The organism is Streptomyces sp. NPDC033131, from assembly GCF_055578365.1.
Genome location: NZ_JBVIPA010000084.1, coordinates 1 through 16,378 on the forward strand (window position 1 = coordinate 1; position 16,378 = coordinate 16,378).

At 72.9% G+C, this 16,378-nt stretch carries 16 protein-coding genes; 10 read left to right on the forward strand and 6 right to left on the reverse strand.

The window, feature by feature from the left end; translation table 11 throughout:
* Positions 1 to 157: 157 nt before the first annotated feature.
* The gene (locus tag ACZ5XS_RS44655; RefSeq protein WP_468661412.1) at positions 158 to 1,084 is read right to left on the reverse strand and encodes a DUF3027 domain-containing protein; all 927 of its coding nucleotides are present in this window, start codon (positions 1,082 to 1,084) and stop codon (positions 158 to 160) included.
* A gap of 269 nt (positions 1,085 to 1,353) precedes the next feature.
* On the opposite strand from ACZ5XS_RS44655, the gene ACZ5XS_RS44660 reads away from it, so the two are divergent.
* The 4 genes from ACZ5XS_RS44660 (at position 1,354) to ACZ5XS_RS44675 (ending at position 4,962) form a co-directional block, all read left to right on the forward strand.
* Positions 1,354 to 2,808, forward strand: a complete 1,455-nt coding sequence (locus ACZ5XS_RS44660; protein ID WP_468661414.1) for an MFS transporter — start codon at positions 1,354 to 1,356, stop codon at positions 2,806 to 2,808.
* Positions 2,809 to 2,869: 61 nt separating this feature from the next.
* Positions 2,870 to 3,370, forward strand: a complete 501-nt coding sequence (locus ACZ5XS_RS44665) for a hypothetical protein (protein WP_468661416.1) — start codon at positions 2,870 to 2,872, stop codon at positions 3,368 to 3,370.
* A gap of 13 nt (positions 3,371 to 3,383) precedes the next feature.
* A complete protein-coding gene (locus tag ACZ5XS_RS44670; protein ID WP_468661418.1) occupies positions 3,384 to 4,091 on the forward strand; it encodes a futalosine hydrolase in 708 nt (235 codons plus the stop codon).
* Positions 4,081 to 4,962, forward strand: a complete 882-nt coding sequence (locus ACZ5XS_RS44675) for a 1,4-dihydroxy-6-naphthoate synthase (protein WP_468661420.1) — start codon at positions 4,081 to 4,083, stop codon at positions 4,960 to 4,962. The genes ACZ5XS_RS44670 and ACZ5XS_RS44675 overlap by 11 nt, the downstream gene beginning before the upstream one ends.
* Positions 4,963 to 4,969: 7 nt before the next feature.
* On the opposite strand, the gene ACZ5XS_RS44680 is transcribed toward ACZ5XS_RS44675, so the two are convergent.
* On the reverse strand, positions 4,970 to 5,353 hold the full coding sequence (locus tag ACZ5XS_RS44680; RefSeq protein ID WP_468661422.1) for a cold-shock protein: 384 nt from the start codon (positions 5,351 to 5,353) through the stop codon (positions 4,970 to 4,972).
* A gap of 164 nt (positions 5,354 to 5,517) precedes the next feature.
* Here ACZ5XS_RS44680 and ACZ5XS_RS44685 point away from each other — a divergent pair, with 164 nt between their 5' ends.
* A complete protein-coding gene (locus tag ACZ5XS_RS44685) occupies positions 5,518 to 5,766 on the forward strand; it encodes a hypothetical protein (RefSeq protein WP_468661424.1) in 249 nt (82 codons plus the stop codon).
* Here the strand turns inward: ACZ5XS_RS44685 and ACZ5XS_RS44690 are convergent.
* Together ACZ5XS_RS44690 and ACZ5XS_RS44695 are read right to left on the reverse strand one after the other, a co-directional pair.
* Positions 5,745 to 6,377 (reverse strand): HAD family hydrolase, encoded by a 633-nt coding sequence (locus ACZ5XS_RS44690; RefSeq protein ID WP_468661426.1) that lies wholly within the window; start codon positions 6,375 to 6,377, stop codon positions 5,745 to 5,747. The two genes, ACZ5XS_RS44685 and ACZ5XS_RS44690, sit on opposite strands and share 22 nt — an antisense overlap.
* Positions 6,378 to 6,443: 66 nt before the next feature.
* A complete protein-coding gene (locus ACZ5XS_RS44695) occupies positions 6,444 to 7,523 on the reverse strand; it encodes a hypothetical protein (RefSeq protein WP_468661428.1) in 1,080 nt (359 codons plus the stop codon).
* A gap of 234 nt (positions 7,524 to 7,757) precedes the next feature.
* On the opposite strand from ACZ5XS_RS44695, the gene ACZ5XS_RS44700 reads away from it, so the two are divergent.
* The 4 genes from ACZ5XS_RS44700 to ACZ5XS_RS44715 all read left to right on the forward strand — a co-directional run bounded on the left by ACZ5XS_RS44700 (position 7,758) and on the right by ACZ5XS_RS44715 (position 12,750).
* Entirely contained in the window at positions 7,758 to 10,286 is a 2,529-nt protein-coding gene (locus ACZ5XS_RS44700) for a helicase-associated domain-containing protein (protein WP_468661430.1), read from the forward strand.
* A gap of 197 nt (positions 10,287 to 10,483) precedes the next feature.
* Positions 10,484 to 10,612, forward strand: a complete 129-nt coding sequence (locus ACZ5XS_RS44705; RefSeq protein ID WP_302185430.1) for a hypothetical protein — start codon at positions 10,484 to 10,486, stop codon at positions 10,610 to 10,612.
* A 103-nt stretch (positions 10,613 to 10,715) separates the two neighbouring features.
* On the forward strand, positions 10,716 to 10,928 hold the full coding sequence (locus ACZ5XS_RS44710; RefSeq protein WP_468661432.1) for a hypothetical protein: 213 nt from the start codon (positions 10,716 to 10,718) through the stop codon (positions 10,926 to 10,928).
* A 178-nt stretch (positions 10,929 to 11,106) separates the two neighbouring features.
* Positions 11,107 to 12,750 (forward strand): DNA repair helicase XPB, encoded by a 1,644-nt coding sequence (locus ACZ5XS_RS44715; RefSeq protein WP_217236941.1) that lies wholly within the window; start codon positions 11,107 to 11,109, stop codon positions 12,748 to 12,750.
* A 20-nt stretch (positions 12,751 to 12,770) separates the two neighbouring features.
* Here the strand turns inward: ACZ5XS_RS44715 and ACZ5XS_RS44720 are convergent, their stop codons facing one another.
* A complete protein-coding gene (locus ACZ5XS_RS44720; protein WP_468661434.1) occupies positions 12,771 to 12,956 on the reverse strand; it encodes a hypothetical protein in 186 nt (61 codons plus the stop codon).
* A 315-nt stretch (positions 12,957 to 13,271) separates the two neighbouring features.
* On the opposite strand from ACZ5XS_RS44720, the gene ACZ5XS_RS44725 reads away from it, so the two are divergent.
* Positions 13,272 to 15,326, forward strand: a complete 2,055-nt coding sequence (locus ACZ5XS_RS44725; protein ID WP_468661436.1) for a HelD family protein — start codon at positions 13,272 to 13,274, stop codon at positions 15,324 to 15,326.
* Positions 15,327 to 15,357: 31 nt separating this feature from the next.
* Here the strand turns inward: ACZ5XS_RS44725 and ACZ5XS_RS44730 are convergent, their stop codons facing one another.
* Complete coding sequence (locus ACZ5XS_RS44730; RefSeq protein ID WP_468661438.1) at positions 15,358 to 16,065, reverse strand: copper homeostasis protein CutC; 708 nt, start codon at positions 16,063 to 16,065, stop codon at positions 15,358 to 15,360.
* Positions 16,066 to 16,378 lie beyond the last annotated feature (313 nt).

A 16,378-nucleotide genomic window follows, 5' to 3' on the forward strand; every position in this document is an offset into this window, starting at 1 on the left:
GCCGGACCAGACGCGGCGACGCTCCGCGTCGCAACCATCAGATTCGCTTCACCACCGGGCTGAAGCCCGATGCACTGCGAATGAATCCCGGTAGCGAGCGAGTCTGATCCTGGACACGAGTTGGTGCCGTGTCCGGATCAGACTCCCACCAGGCCCCCTACGAGTGCCCCAACTCCGCCGCATCCTCGTCGGAGACATCCGGTACGGACCCGGAGTCCCGCGCCGGCCGCAGCGGGAACGGATCCACCGTCGTCTCGTCGATCACCGGTGGTGACGGCCGTGGCGGAGCGGGCATGACCGCTGCCTCGGAGTGTCCTCCGCAGCCGTAGGACAGGGAGACGAGGCGCCCGTCGGCCGGGGCGAACTCGTTGGCGCAGATGCCGAAGGCCTGGCCCAGGGAGCCGCCGATCGGCACGAGGAAACCGCAGCTGACGCAGGCCGCGGGTGCGGCCTGGGCCATGGGGGTCTTCGCGCCGTAGGACTCCTCCCAGCGGTCGGCGGCGATGTGCAGGCCGTAGCGGGACAGGACGCGGGCCCGGCGCATGCCGAGTTCCTCGGCGACGGCGGCGATGGAACCGCGGGCCGGGACCACGGGCAGGGTCGCGGGGGCGCCCGGCGTGACCTCCGCGTCCTCGGCCTCGACCAGCTCGGCCATCTCCTCGGAGACGGGCGAGCTCGGCAGCGGCTCGTCCTCGCCGGTGTAGCCGGGCTCCAGGCGCAGGTCCTCGGCGTCGGTGGGCAGGAGGTCACCGGGGCCCATGTCGCCCGGGCGCAGCCGCTCGCTCCAGGGCACCCACTCGGGGGCGAGGAGGGCGTCCGGGCCGGGCAGGAGCACCACCTCGTCCAGGGTGACGAACTTGGCGCGGGAGGCGCGGGCGACCGTGACGGCCCAGCGCCAGCCCCGGTAGCCGAGTTCCTTGCACTCGAAGAAGTGCGTGACGACACGGTCGCCCTCGGACACCAGCCCCGAGTGTTCGCCGACCACACCTGGTGCGGCGGCCTCCTCGGCGGCGGAGCGGGCGAGGTCGACGGCCTCGGCGCACAGGCGGTCGGGGGTGCGGCTTCGCGTGGTCGCTGCGCTCACAGGTATCGCTTCTCTCCTACGCCGTCTCTCTGGTGCGTCTGCCTGTCGGCGGCGGGGCGGACGGAGCGGACCACAGGACCGCGTCGACGTCCGCGCCCACTCACACTCGGGCGCACCTGTACCACCCATTCTGCGGGATGGCTGAGATACGCACGCTACCTGTTCGCGTGCGCTTGGCCTACACCGACGGGTCTGTTCGCTTTCAGAAGTGCACCTCCATACGCGCGGTAACCGCACTACACACGGCTTTCTCGGGGCACTATGACGGGGTGGCAGCCGCGAAGACTCCCGAAGGTGCCACCGGGGTCGGTGGGTCCAAAGGGATGTCCAAAGAGATCAAAGGCAGCAAGGGGAGCGGCCGAGGAAGCGGGTCGGGCCGGGCAGGAGGCCCTCTCCGCGCGATCGGTCGTGCCCTGCATCTGCCGGTGACGGGTCCCGCTCGCGGCATCCGCAAGGCGACGCACGCGCACGGGGCCGGCGAGTCCGGGCTCGGCAAGCTGATCGAGCTGCACGGTGTGAACGGCGCCGGGGATGTGATGATCACGGTCGCGCTGGCCTCCACGGTGTTCTTCTCGGTCCCCACGGACGAGGCCCGGGGACGCGTCGCGCTCTATCTCGCGATCACGATGGCGCCCTTCACGGTCCTCGCCCCGGTGATCGGCCCGCTCCTGGACCGCATCCCGCACGGCCGCCGGGCGGCGATGGCGGGCGCGATGCTGGCCCGGGCGCTGCTCGCGCTGATCCTCTCCGGGGCGGTCGCCAGCGGCAGCCTGGAGCTGTATCCGGCGGCGCTGGGGGTGCTCGTCGCCTCGAAGGCGTACGGGGTCGTCAGAAGCGCCGTGGTGCCCCGGCTGCTCCCACCCCGCTTCTCCCTGGTGAAGGCCAACTCGCGGGTCACCCTCGGCGGGCTGCTCGCGACCGGCGTCGCCGCGCCGATCGCGGCGGGGCTGCAGTCGATCGGGTCGAGCTGGCCGCTCTACGGCGCCTTCGTGATCTTCATGGTGGGTACGTTCCTGTCCTTCACCCTGCCGCCGAAGGTCGACTCGGCCAAGGGCGAGGACGTGGCGCTGCTGGCCGCGGACGAGGCGCATCTGCACGGGCCGCACCTCAAGCCGGTCAAGCGGCCGGGGCTGCGCACGGTCGGCATCGCCGTCACGCACGCCCTCGGGGCCAACGCCGGGGTGCGCTGTCTGTCCGGATTCCTGATCTTCTTCCTCGCCTTCCTGCTGCGGGAGCATCCGCTGACCGGGGAGAGCGCGGCCGTGTCGCTGGGCATAGTGATCGCCGCGGCGGGCACGGGCAACGCGCTCGGTACGGCGGTCGGGGCGTGGCTGCGGTCGAAGGCGCCGGAGCTCATCATCGTGACGGTGGTGGCGTGCGTGATCGCCGCGGCGATCACGGCGGCCATCTTCTTCGGCGCGTTCCTCGTGGCGTGTCTGGCGGCGGTCGCCGGGTTCGCGCAGGCCCTCGCCAAGCTGTCGCTGGACGCGCTGATCCAGCGGGACGTGCCGGAGCAGGTGCGGACGTCGGCGTTCGCGCGCTCCGAGACGATCCTCCAGGTGTCCTGGGTGTTCGGCGGCGCTGTCGGCATCGTGATGCCTCTCAACGGCACACTGGGCCTGTTCGTGGGCGCCGCGATCGTCGCCACCGGCTGGCTGGCCACCGTCAGGGGCCTGCTGGCGTCGGCCCGCCACGGGGGCCCCGCGCGACCGAGGGTGGCGTAACGCACGGCACGTCGCACCCCCGCGTAGGAGGGTGGGTGGGCGCGCCCGATAGCCTTCGGCCATGACCATGCTGCAATCCGTAGTGCGACGCCGCCGCGTCGTCGCCGCCGCCGGCGCCGTATCCGCCGGACTGCTCGCCCTGTCGGCCTGCGACAAGCCGACGCCGCGCGCCACCGTGACGGTCGGCTCGGACTCGGTGAGCGCCGAGGCCGCCTGCTACGACGACGGCAAGGACCTCGGCAGGGAAGAGGCCACCAAGTGCGCCGTCAAGAAGGCGTCGCACACGATCGAGGTGCCGCAGAGCGAGACGCTGCGCATCGGTGTCGACCCCGAGGTGGCCGAGACGGGCTGGGCCCTGTGGATCAACGGCCAGCAGGTCACCAACGTCTACAAGAAGACGTACTACTCCTTCGAGGGTGTCGACCTCTTCGCCGACCAGCAGGGCCAGGCCGCGCCGAAGGAACTGAACATCAGCATCGTCGAGCAGGACAAGACCGACTCGACGGCCAGCAAGGTGTACAAGGGCGCCTGGAACTTCAAGCTGAAGAACGCGGACAGCTGATCCGCCTTCGTCCATGCGCATCCTCGTAGCCACCGCGGTCCCGGTCGAACGGGACGCGGTGGCGCGCGCGTTCCCGGGCACCCCTCGTGAGGTGCCGATACCGGGCGGGACGCTCCACCCGGTGCCCGGCGGGTACGACCTTCTCGCGGCCGGCGTCGGCCCCGCCCTCGCCGCCGCCTCCACCGCCGCCGCCCTCACCGCGGCCGCGCTCGAAGGCGCCCCGTACGGCCTCGTCGTCTCCGCCGGGATCGCCGGCGGTTTCCAGCCGGAGGCACCCCTCGGCTCGCTCGTCGTCGCCGACGAGATCACCGCGGCCGACCTGGGGGCAGAGACGGCCGACGGGTTCCTGCCGGTGACCGAGCTGGGCTTCGGGACCGTCACCCACCGTCCGCCACAAACACTCGTACGAGCTGTCGTGTCGGCGACCGGGGCGCGCCCCGGCACGGTCCTGACCGTGTCGACGGTGACCGGTACGGCCGTCCGGGCCACCGCCCTGCGCGAGCGCCACCCCCGCGCCCTCGCCGAGGCCATGGAGGGCTTCGGCGTCGCCGAGGCGGCCGCCGCGCACCGCGTGCCGGTCCTCGAACTGCGGGCCGTCTCCAACCCGGTCGGCCCGCGCGACCGGGCCGCCTGGCGCATCGGTGACGCGCTGAGCGCTTTGACGACGGCCTTCGGGAAGCTCACACCCGTCCTGGAGAGTTGGAACCCACATGACCAGTGAGCCGTCGCAGTCTTCGCAGCCGGTGCCGTCTTCGCAGTCTTTGCGGATCGCGTACTCGCCCTGCCCCAACGACACCTTCACCTTCGACGCCCTCGCCCACGGCCGCGTCCCCGGCGCGCCCGCCCTCGACGTGAGCTTCGCGGACATCGACATCACCAACGGCATGGCCGAGCGCGGCGAGTCCGACGTGCTGAAGGTGTCGTACGCCGTGCTGCCGTACGTCCTCGACGCGTACGCGCTGCTGCCGTGCGGGGGTGCGCTGGGCCGGGGCTGCGGGCCGCTCGTCCTCACCCGCGGGCCGGGGGACCTGACGGGCCGTACGGTCGCCGTGCCGAGCGAGAGGTCGACCGCGTACCTGCTGTTCCGGCTGTGGGCGGCGGACACGCTTCCCGGAGGTGTGGGCGAGATCGTGGTGATGCCGTTCCACGAGATCATGCCCGCCGTGCGGGACGGGAAGGTCGACGCGGGACTCGTCATCCACGAGGCGCGTTTCACGTACCAGAACTACGGGCTGCACAAGCTCGCGGACATGGGCGAGCACTGGGAGAACACGACCGGGCTGCCGATCCCGCTGGGCGCGATCATCGCCAGGCGGTCGCTGGGCGCCGAGACCCTGACACTGCTCGCCGACTCGATCCGGACGTCCGTCCGCGCGGCCTGGGACGATCCCGCGGTTTCCCGCCCGTATGTCATGGAGCACGCCCAGGAAATGGATCCGGCCGTCGCCGACCAGCACATCGGGCTGTACGTCAACGAATTCACGGCGGATCTGGGCGCGGACGGTTACGCGGCCGTGCGCGGGCTGCTCACGCGCGCGGCGGCCGAGGGGCTGGTACCGCCCCTCGGCCCGAACGCGCTGGATTTCCCGTAGGGAGCGGTTATACGTCGAGCTGGTCGGCGACCGCCCGCAGCAGGCCGGCGATCTTCGCGCCGGCGGTCTTGTCGGGGTAACGGCCCCTTTCCAGCATCGGCGTGATGTTTTCGAGGAGGGTCGTCAGATCCTGGACGATGGAGGCCAGTTCGTCCGGCTTCTTGCGGGTCGCGGCCGCGACCGAGGGCGTCGGGTCGAGGATGGTGACCGAAAGAGCCTGGTCGCCGCGCTGGCCGGCGACGACACCGAACTCGACTCGCTGGCCCGGCTTGAGCATCTCGACTCCGGCGGGGAGGACCGAGGAATGCACGAAGACGTCACCGCCGTCGTCGCGGGAGAGAAAGCCGAAGCCCTTCTCGCTGTTGAACCACTTGACCTTGCCGGTAGGCACGTCTGTCCTCGTCCTCGTACTCGTCGGAAAACTGCTTCTGGAAACGGCTCTTGATAGCACTGGGGCGGGTCGTCGGGACCCGCCGGTTCCCAGGCTAATGGTCTTCAGGCCGGTGACAAGGCGTCGCCCGGTTGTTCCTTCGCGCAGGGAACTACCCTGGTCCGGTGCGTGACAAAACCCAAACGAATTCCGCCGAGCCCGGTGACCGACTGATCCGCGCCGGTGCGCTCGTCTTCTTCATCGGCGCGGTGGCCACTTTGGTCACGGTGGCCCCGATGCTGCTCGGTACGACGCCCTTTCCGACGTACATGTTCGGCCTGAGCATGCTCATGGGCGTCGGTTTCCTGCTGGCCGGTGCCGGAGTGCTCCAGTCGGTAGCGGCGGGGCGCCGTCAGGCGCGGGCCGGGAGGTAGGCCGCCAGCCAGCCGGGGAACCCGGTGAGGTCATCGAGCACGACGTCCGCGCCCGCCGTCCGCAGTTCGTCCGGGTCGCACGGGCCGGTGGCCACCGCGACCGAGAGCGCGCCGGCCTTCCGCGCGCCGCGTACGTCTCCGACGTGGTCGCCGACGTAGACGCCCGCGTCGTGCTCGCGCAGCGCGTCCGCCTTCTGCTCCGCCCACAGGTCGCCGATGACCTCGTCGGGTGCGATGCCCAGGTGCCTGAGGTGCAGCTCGGCGTTGGGCTCGTGCTTGGCGGTGACGACGATGGCGCGTCCGCCGGCCGCCCGCACCGCCGCTATCGCCTCGCGGGCGCCGGGCATCGCCGGTGTCGGCACGATGGCGATGGCCGGGTACATCGCGCGGTACAGGTCGGCCATGGGCTCGACACGCTCCGCCGGGAACCAGTTGACCAGTTCCTGAGCGAGCGGCGGCCCGAGCCTGGTGACCGCCAGATCGGCGTCGATGTACGTCCCCGTCCGCTCGGACAGCGCCAGGTAGCAGGCGTGGATGCCGGGCCGGGAGTCGATGAGGGTCATGTCGAGGTCGAAGCCGACGGTCAGCGCGGGAGAGGTCGTGGAGGCCATATCGGCCATTGTGCCCAGCCGCGGTCACCGGCAGGCGGGCCGTGTGCCCCTGCCCGTACCCGGGGCCTATCGCCGCCGCTGCGACCGCCACACCAGGAACAGCGCCGACGCGACCGCCGCACCCCGCACCACCCACGGCCAGGTCTGCGCGAGCGCGTCGTTCATGTGCCCCTCGGCGACGGGGTCGCCCCACCGGCCCTCGGTCCGCCCCCACAGCCACACCGCACCGGCCGTCAGGGACAGGCCGGGCAGGATCACGACCGCCCACTTCGTCTCGGCGTCGCTCAGCCGCCGCGACGCGTAGGCGATGCCCCAGCCCAGCACGAGGACGATCCAGTTGCCGAGCACGGCACCGGCGACGAGCAGTGCGGCGGCGAGCAGGAGGAAGGGGTTGGTCCAGCCGCCCGTGCCGCCGTCGCCTCCGGTGCCGCCGCCCAGGAGCCGGAAGCGGCGGCGGGCGGCGGGCGCCTCGGCCACGGCCTCCACGACGGGCGCGGGAGCGGGAGCGGTCTTCCCGAGCCGGACCAGCTTCCCGAGGGTCCCCGTCTTTCGGCGGACCGGGAGCGCGGGCTGCGCTTCGGCGGTCTCCTTCTCGGCCGCCGGCTCCTCCTTCGGCGGCGGAGGCCTGAGCAGCTCCGGGATCTCCACGCCGCCGACGAAACCGGGCACGCTGTCGCCCACCCCGAACGGGCTGCTGTCCACCCGCCACCAGTCCGGCTGCGTGGCGCTGTCCCCGAGCTCGTGCGTGCTCGCCATGTGCGGCGGGGAGGGCGCGTCGGACGGACCGGGGTCGGGGGACGCCTGGGCCGGCCTCGGCCGCGGTACGACCCGCCGCAGCCCCTTCGTCCGGCCGCCCTCCTCCGCTTCCCGGTCCCGCTGTACGGGCACGGCGGCGGCCGCCGCCTGCGGTGCGGCGCCGGTCCCGCCGGCGGCCTGGACGACCTCGTCGGGGCTGCCCAGGCGGTCGATGATGCGGCGGACGGCCGCGGGGCTGTCGACGGTGACCTTCGCGCGGCGCCGGTCGATCTCGTTGCGCAGCTCCGACACCAGGCGCATCCGGGTGGCCGACGGCAGCTGCCGCTGCTGCGCCACGTCACCGACGCGGCTCAGATACTCGTAGACGACCTGGTCGCTCTCGATACCCACGAAGTCCCCTCCGGGGTTGGCGCGTTGGATACCTCGTCGGACGACGGTATCGCGGGTGGGCACATATGCCGTAGCGGCGGGCAGCGCGTCGGCGGGCGGGGTGGGTCGGCAAGGTGGCTCGCGCAGCCCGGCGTTGCGGGGTGCCGCTGCGCCCACCTCCCCCATCGCCCCAGCGGCACGATTGCCCGCAGCTGGGGCGCCCCGTCGTCGTACCCACCCGCTACCGTGGGTCGGATGAGCAACCCGGCAGCACCGCCGCGCTCCCTCGCCGAAGCGCTCCGTGCCAGGGACGACGCCTCCCTGGCCGCACTCCTGCGCGCCCGTCCCGACCTCATCACGCCCGTCCCCACCGACCTCACCCAGCTCGCGACCCGCGCCGGCACGCGCGCGTCGGTCGTCCGTGCCCTGGAGCGGCTCGACCGGTTCGCGTTGCAGGCGGCGGAGGCGCTGGCGGTGGCGGCGGACCCGGCGGCGTACGAGGTCCTGCTCGGGCTGATGGCGGGCGACGAGCGGGACCCGGCGGTCACGGCCGCGCTGCCCCGGGCCCTCGGGACGCTGCGCGAGCAGGCGCTGGTGTGGGGCGGCGACGACCGGCTGCGGCTCGTGCGCACGGCCCGGGAGCTGCTGGCGCCCTCGCCGCAGCATCCGTCGCCGACGGGGCTGGGGCCGACGGTCCAGGAGGCGACCTCGGGCATGTCGCCGGGCCGTATCCAGGACATCGTGACGGCGGCGGGGCTGGCGTCCACGCACGACGCGGTCTCGGCGGTGGCGGCGCTCACCGCGCTGTTCAGGAACCGGAAGCGGATGGGGGCGCTGCTCGCCGGTGCCCCGGAGCAGTCGCGGGAGGTGCTGGCCCGGCTGGTCTGGGGACCGCCGTACGGCCAGGTCACCGCGGATCCCGCGGCCCATCTGCGCTGGCTCGTCGACCGGGGTCTGCTGCTGCCGACGGCGCCGGGGACGGTCGTGCTTCCCCGGGAGGTGGCCCTGCATCTGCGCGGTGGCCGGGCGCACCGGGCCGCCGAGCCGCTGCCGCCCCCCGTGGAGGCCGCGGCCACCCATCGTCCACAGGTTGTGGACGCGGCGGCGGCCGGACAGGCGTACACCGCGCTGGCGACCGTCGAGGAGCTGCTGAAGGACTGGCACGAGGGCGGGCCCGCGGTGCTGCGGGCGGGCGGGCTCAGTGTCCGTGACCTGAAGCGGACCGCCGTCGCCCTCGACGTGTCCGAGCCGATGGCCGCGTTCTGGATCGAACTCGCCTACGCGGCCGGCCTGTTGGCCTCCGACGGGGAGCCCGACGAGCGGTACGCGGCGACACCGGCCTACGACGAGTGGCTGGAGCAGCCCCCGGCCCGGCGCTGGGCCGGGCTCGCCGAGGCGTGGCTGACGGCCACGCGGACGTCCGGGCTGGTGGGCGGCCGGGACATGAAGGAACGCACGTTGTCGGCGCTGGGTCCGGGGCTGGACCGCTCGGCCGCGCCCGAGGTGCGGCACCGGGTGCTGACCCTGCTGGCCGGGCTGCCGGCGGGCGCCTCGCCGTCCGCCGAGTCGGTGCTGGCCCGCCTGAGCTGGGAGCGCCCTCTGCGCGGACCGCAGCGGGAGGACGACCTGCGGGCCCGGCTCGCCCGGTGGACGCTGTCGGAGGCGGAGCTGCTGGGCGTGACCGGCCGGGGCGCGATGTCGACGCAGGGGCGGGCGCTGATGGGCGCGCCGGCACCGAAAGCGGCAGCGGAGGAACCCGTCGGGCCCGGCGACAAGCTCCCCGTCCACCACCACCCCGTGCCGGCCGTCGAGCCCCTCTCGCCCCCCGAACAGGCCACCGCCTCCGCGACGGCCGCCCGCCTTCTGGCCCCCCTCCTCCCCGAGCCGCTGGACCATGTGCTGCTCCAGGCCGACCTGACGGCGGTGGCGCCGGGGCCGTTGCGGCGGCCGCTGGCGGAGACGCTGGGGGTCCTCGCCGACGTGGAGTCGAAGGGCGGGGCGACCGTCTACCGGTTCACGCCGGGTTCGGTGCGCCGCGCCCTGGACTCCGGCCGGGCCGCCTCCGACCTGCACGCGTTCCTGGCCGAGCACTCCCGTACGCCGGTTCCGCAGCCGCTGTCGTACCTGATCGACGACGTGGCGCGCAGGCACGGCCATCTGCGCGTCGGTGCCGCCTCCGCCTACGTCCGCTGCGACGACGACGCGCTGCTCAACGAGATCATGGCCGACAAGCGTGCCGCGGGCCTCCGCCTGCGCCGCCTGGCCCCCACGGTCCTGGCCACCCAGGCCGACCCTGCCGCCCTGCTCGACGGGCTGCGCGCGATGGGGTTCGCGCCGGCCGCCGAGTCCGCCGAGGGCGATGTCCTGATCTCCCGCGCCCACGCCCACCGCACCCCGCCGCGCACCGCGCCCGCGCCGGTGCCGGAGGGCCCCCCGGTCCCCGACGCGACCCTCCTGAACGCCGCGGTCCGCGCCATCCGCGCCGGCGACCTGGCCTCCACCACCCCCCTCAAGCCGACGGCGGCCACACCCGTCACCGGCGGCGACCTCCCTCGCACCAGCCCGGCCGAGACCCTTGCCACCATGCAGGCCGCCGTCCTCACCGGCGAGGCCCTGTGGATCGGCTACGTCAACGCCGAGGGCACCGCCACCCAGCGCCTCATCGCCCCGATCCGCGTCGAGGGCGGCTTCGTCACGGCGTTCGACCACACGGCGGACGAGGTACGGACGTATCCGCTGCACCGGGTGACGGGGGTCGCGGAGCTGGCGGAGGACCAGCTCTGAGGGCGGTCGCTGTCTCACTCCCACGGGTGTACGTCCGTGATCATGCACGCCACGCCGGACACTTCCCACCCATGAGGGAGCTTGCCCGGCCTCCCGCATTCCGGCGCGAGCCGCCGGGCAGCCACGGGATGTCCTGATCACGCCCGAGCGGCCCCGCAGGCGGCCCGGGCGAGTGCAACAGAAAAAGGGAGTCCCCCATGCGTGCTGCCCGTCGTGTCGCCGCCGTTCTGACCGCCACCGCCCTGATGATCGGCGCCTTCGCCACCCAGGCCGCCGCCGTCGGCATCGACATCGCGGGGCTGGTCCTCGAAACTCCGCAGATCTGACGCGCCGCGCTCGTCCCCGGGCCGGTCCGGCGTTCCCGGACCGGCCCGTCCCCTTCCGTCCGTCGCCCCCTTCCGTCCGTAGGTGAAAGGCCCGCACGTCCCCATGCGTACCAAGTGCCCCGTCCCCACCCGTTCCGCCGTCACCGCAGGCGTCACCACCGCCGTGGCCGCCGCCGCTGTCCTGGGCGCGCTGGCGCCCTCGGCCGCCGCGTTGCCGCTGCCCCTCCCGGTCGCCGCCGTCGAGCCACTGGTCACCGAGGGCGTCTCCGTCGAAGGGCCCCTGCTCAACAACGTCAACCTGCCCACGCTGAAGTAGCGGGGCGCATCCGGCAGCCGTCCCCCTCGACCGCCCCCTTCGACCCGCACAGTGCGGCCCGCACGCCTCCGGCAGGGCCGCACTGTGACGCACCCCCCACCCGATCCGCAGCCGGTAAGGCACACTGGACGTTTGGCCGTGACCTCCTGACCTCCGGCCTTCGGAAAGGGTGCCGAGCGTGAATGGTCCACTCATCGTCCAGTCGGACAAGACTCTGCTGCTCGAAGTCGACCACGAGCGGGCGGACGACTGCCGTCGGGTCATCGCGCCGTTCGCGGAGCTGGAGCGGGCGCCGGAGCACATCCACACCTACCGGGTGACGCCGCTCGGGCTGTGGAACGCGCGGGCGGCCGGGCACGACGCCGAGCAGGTCGTGGACGCGCTGGTGGAGTTCAGCCGGTACCCGGTGCCGCACGCGCTGCTCGTGGACATCGCGGAGACGATGGACCGCTACGGCCGCCTGACCCTGTCCAAGCACCCGGCGCACGGACTGGTCCTCACCTCCACCGACCGTCCGGTCCTGGAGGAGGTCCTGCGCTCGAAGCGGATCGCCCCGCTGGTCGGCAACCGCATCGACCCCGACACCGTCGCCGTGCACCCCTCCGAGCGCGGGCAGATCAAGCAGACGCTGCTCAAGCTGGGCTGGCCGGCCGAGGACCTCGCGGGGTACGTCGACGGCGAGGCGCACGCGATCGAGCTGGCCGAGGAGGGATGGGCGCTCAGGCCGTACCAGAAGCAGGCCGTGGAGAACTTCTGGCACGGCGGGTCCGGTGTGGTCGTCCTGCCCTGTGGGGCCGGGAAGACGCTCGTCGGCGCCGGGGCCATGGCACAGGCCAAGTCGACCACCCTCATCCTCGTCACGAACACCGTCTCCGCGCGGCAGTGGAAGCACGAGCTGGTGAAGCGGACCTCCCTGACCGAGGAGGAGATCGGCGAGTACAGCGGGACGAGGAAGGAGATCCGGCCCGTCACCATCGCCACCTACCAGGTGCTGACGACCCGGCGGAAGGGCGTCTATCCGCACCTGGAGCTCTTCGACTCCCGGGACTGGGGCCTGATCCTCTACGACGAGGTGCACCTGCTGCCGGCGCCGGTCTTCAAGTTCACGGCGGATCTGCAGGCGCGGCGGCGGCTGGGTCTGACCGCGACCCTCGTGCGGGAGGACGGGCGGGAGTCCGACGTGTTCTCGCTCATCGGGCCCAAGCGGTTCGACGCGCCGTGGAAGGAGATCGAGGCGCAGGGGTACATCGCGCCCGCCGACTGCGTCGAGGTCCGGGTGAACCTGACGGACGCCGAGCGGCTCGCGTACGCCACCGCCGAGACCGAGGAGAAGTACCGCTTCTGCGCGACGACCGTGACCAAGCGGAAGGTCACGGAGGCGATCGTGCGCCGGTTCGCCGGGCAGCAGATCCTCGTCATCGGGCAGTACATCGACCAGCTCGACGAGCTGGGAGAGCACCTCGACGCGCCCGTGATCAAGGGCGAGACGTCCAACGCGCAGCGCGAGAAGCTTTTCGAGGCCTTCCGGCAGGGTGAGATCAGCGTGCTGGTGGTGTCGAAGGTGGCGAACTTCTCCATCGACCTGCCCGAGGCGACGGTCGCCATCCAGGTGTCGGGGACCTTCGGGTCACGGCAGGAGGAGGCACAGCGGCTGGGGCGGGTGCTGCGGCCGAAGGCGGACGGTCACCAGGCCCACTTCTACTCCGTGGTCGCCCGGGACACCATCGACCAGGACTTCGCCGCGCACCGGCAGCGGTTCCTCGCGGAGCAGGGGTACGCCTACCGGATCGTGGACGCGGACGAACTGCTCGCGGACAGCTGAGCGCCCAGGAGGAGGGCACCTCACCTGCGGCGGACGTGCGCCTCCTCGCCGTACTCCCCGAGGATGACGACGTCGAAGACGGCGCGGGCGAAGACCTTCACGGCGCGCAGGGCCTCGCCGAGGACGTGCCGGTGGCTGCCGAGAACAGGGGTGGCGCCGGCCGGACGGGGCGGGCGCGGGGCTGGGTGGACGGTTGCTGCGCTCATACCTCCATGGTGGCTTTCCGGGCGTAAGGACGGCATCGGTCCGGGGGCCGAACCCGGGCGGTCGCCGCATAGTCCTTCGGGGCTACCGGCCACCCTCAGGATGGAGGGGACGTCCCCTAGGGGGCGGCGCGGGCCACGAGTCCGGGGGCGACGAAAGCCGTTCGCTCATGAGTGGGGAAAACCATTCGCTCCCGGACGCGCGGCTCACCTACAATCTCCGCTCTTGCCCGCCTCCCCACGGAGTGCCGCCGCCCGGACGGAAACCGGTCGGTATCCCGCGCCACCCACCCCGCAGGTCCTTCCGGAGGCACCCCCTTGTCCAGCCCCGCCACGCCCGTCGCCGACGATCCCCTCGCCCGCGAGCGCGCCCACCTCGCCCGGTCCCGCGCCGCCCTGCGGGCCATGCGCGAGGACGCCGAGTCCCTGGACATCAGCGACGTCACCGCGAACTGGGTCAACGCGCAGATCCTGGAGCGCCAGGTCGGCGAACGCATCAAGGCGCTCGCCGACCTCAGCCACACCCCGCTGTTCTTCGGCCGGCTCGACTACCTGCACGCCCCCGGCTCCGAGCAGGCCGAGGGCGGCGAAGGAGAGCGCTTCTACATCGGGCGCCGGCACGTGCACGACCACGACGGCGACCCGATGGTCATCGACTGGCGTGCGCCGGTCTCGCAGCCGTTCTACCGGGCGTCCAAGAAGGCCCCGATGGACATCGGACTGCGCCGCCGCTTCGGTTACACGGGCGGCGACCTCACGGCGTACGAGGACGAGCACCTGTCCGACCCGGCGGAGGCCGCGGGCACCAGCAAGCTGCTCCAGCAGGAGATCGAGCGCCCGCGCGTGGGCCCGATGCGGGACATCGTGGCGACCATCCAGCCCGAGCAGGACGAGATCGTGCGCTCCGGGCTCGGCGGGACGGTGTGCGTGCAGGGGGGGCCGGGAACCGGGAAGACGGCCGTCGGCCTGCACCGCGTCGCCTACCTCCTCTACGCCCACCGCGACCGGCTCGCCCGCACCGGCACCCTCGTCATCGGGCCGAACAGGTCCTTCCTGCACTACATCGAGCAGGTGCTGCCCGCGCTGGGCGAGCTGGCGGTCGAGCAGGCCACCGTCGACGACCTGGTCTCCCGGACCGCGGAGGTGCGGGGTACGGACGACGCGGCCGCGGCGGTCATCAAGGGCGACGCGAGGATGGCGGAGGTGCTGCGGCGGGCCGTGTACGCGCACGTGAGCATGCCGGCCGAGCCGGTCGTCGTCGTGCGCGGCTCGCGCCGCTGGCGGGTCCCGGCGTACGAACTCGAGGAGATCGTGCGCGAGTTGCTCGACCGCGACATCCGTTACGGCGCCGCCCGCGAGGCCCTTCCGCAGCGCATCGCGCACGCCGTGCTGGTCCAGATGGAACGCTCCGGCGAGGCCCCGGACGACCGGGTGCAGGACGCGGTGGCCCGCAACAGCGCGGTCAAGGCGGCCGTCAAGGCGATCTGGCCGCCCGTCGACCCGGCGAAACTCGTGCTGCGGCTGCTCACGGACGCGGACTTCCTCGCCGTGCACGCGGACGGAGTCCTGACCGAGGACGAGCAGAAGACGATCCTGTGGGCGAAGAACGTGCGGTCCGTGAAGTCCGCCCGGTGGGCGCCCGCGGACGCGGTGCTCATCGACGAGGCGAACGACCTGATCCAGCGCACGCACTCGCTCGGGCACGTGGTGCTGGACGAGGCGCAGGACCTGTCCCCCATGCAGTACCGGGCCGTCGGCCGCCGCTGCACCACCGGTTCGGCCACCGTCCTCGGCGACCTCGCCCAGGGCACCACCCCGTGGGCGACCCGGAGTTGGGAGGAGGCCCTCGCCCACCTCGGCAAGACGGACGGCGTGATCGAGGAACTGACGGCCGGTTTCCGCGTGCCGACCGACGTCATCACGTACGCCTCCCGCCTCCTCCCGCACATCGCCCCGGGTCTGACCCCGGTCGCCTCGGTCCGTGAGAACCCGGGCCTCTTCGAGGTCCGCGCGATCTCCGGTACCGCCGAAGTGGTCGCCGCCTGCGAGGAGTTGCTGCGCCGCGAGGGTTCCACCGGCCTGATCGCCGCCGACGCCCGTGTCCCGGCGCTGGCCGGGGCGCTGGCCGAGGCGGGCATCGGGCATCTGGCCCCCGGCGAGGAGACCACGGCGGAAACCCGCCTGACCCTGGTCCCGGCCTCACTGGCCAAGGGCCTGGAGTACGACTACGTGGTCCTCGACGAACCCCAGGCCGTGGTCGACGGCGAACCCGACGAACGCACCGGCCTGCGACGCCTGTACGTGACCCTGACCCGAGCGGTGTCGGGCCTGATCGTGACGCACGCGGCCCCGCTGCCCGGCCAACTCGGCTAGGGCCAGGGGCTGCGCGGGAGGGCTGCCGACGTCACGTGCCGTCCAGCACCCGCCGCCACTGAGCGACCGCCGCCGCCGACACCGGGCGGTCCCAGCCGTCCGGCCGGGCGGCCCCGCCGATGTGAAAGGCGTCGATCCCGGCGGCCCGGAGTGTGGGCACGTGGTCCAGGCGCAGCCCTCCGCCCACCAGGATCCGCGGCTCGTACCCCGGCTCCCCGTCCCGCCTGCGCGCCGCCTCGGCGAGCAGGGCGGGGAGGCCGTCGTCCACGCCGGACGCCGAACCGGCGGTGAGGAGGGTGTCGAGGCCGGGCAGCCCGTCGAGCTGCTTGCGCAGGGCGTCCCGGTCGGCGCAGTGGTCGATCGCCCGGTGGAAGGTCCACCGGCAGCCGGCCAGCGCTCCGGCCACCCGTTCCACGGCCGGCAGATCCACTCCGCCGGCCTCGTCGAGGAACCCGAGCACGAACTCCTCGGCGCCCGCCGCCCGCATCTCCCCGGCGACCCGCACGAGTCGGTCGACGTCCTCGGCGGCTCCCGCCGCGAACCCGTCCGCGGGCCGCAGCATCACGCGCAGCGAGATGTCGACGGCGGCCCGGATCCCGGCGACCGTCGCGGCCGACGGGGTCAGCCCGTCGGCAGCGATGTCGGTGACCAGCTCGAGTCGGTCCGCGCCTCCGGCCTGGGCGGCGACGGCGTCCTCGACGTCGAGGGCGATCACCTCCAGGACTGCACGCTTGCTCATGGGTCCCCATTCGTCGGGCGGCTACAGCTCTGGCTGCACGTCTGTACAGGTCTAGTCCAATCCAAGACTACGCCTGCTCGACCACGCCTGTACGGGGCCCCGCACACCCGGAGACGTTCACCCCTGGTCGCCGTAGTCGTTCATCGTGACTCCTTCGTGGATACCCCGGCCTTCAGGCCGGGGAGGAAACGAAGCTCCTGCGGAGCAGGGCAGGGAAGGGCGAATCGCCTCCAGGGCGATTCGGCGTCTGCGGCCACCGGCCGACAGCAGCTGCTTACACGGAATCTGATAGAATGTGAGGTATGACGCAGCA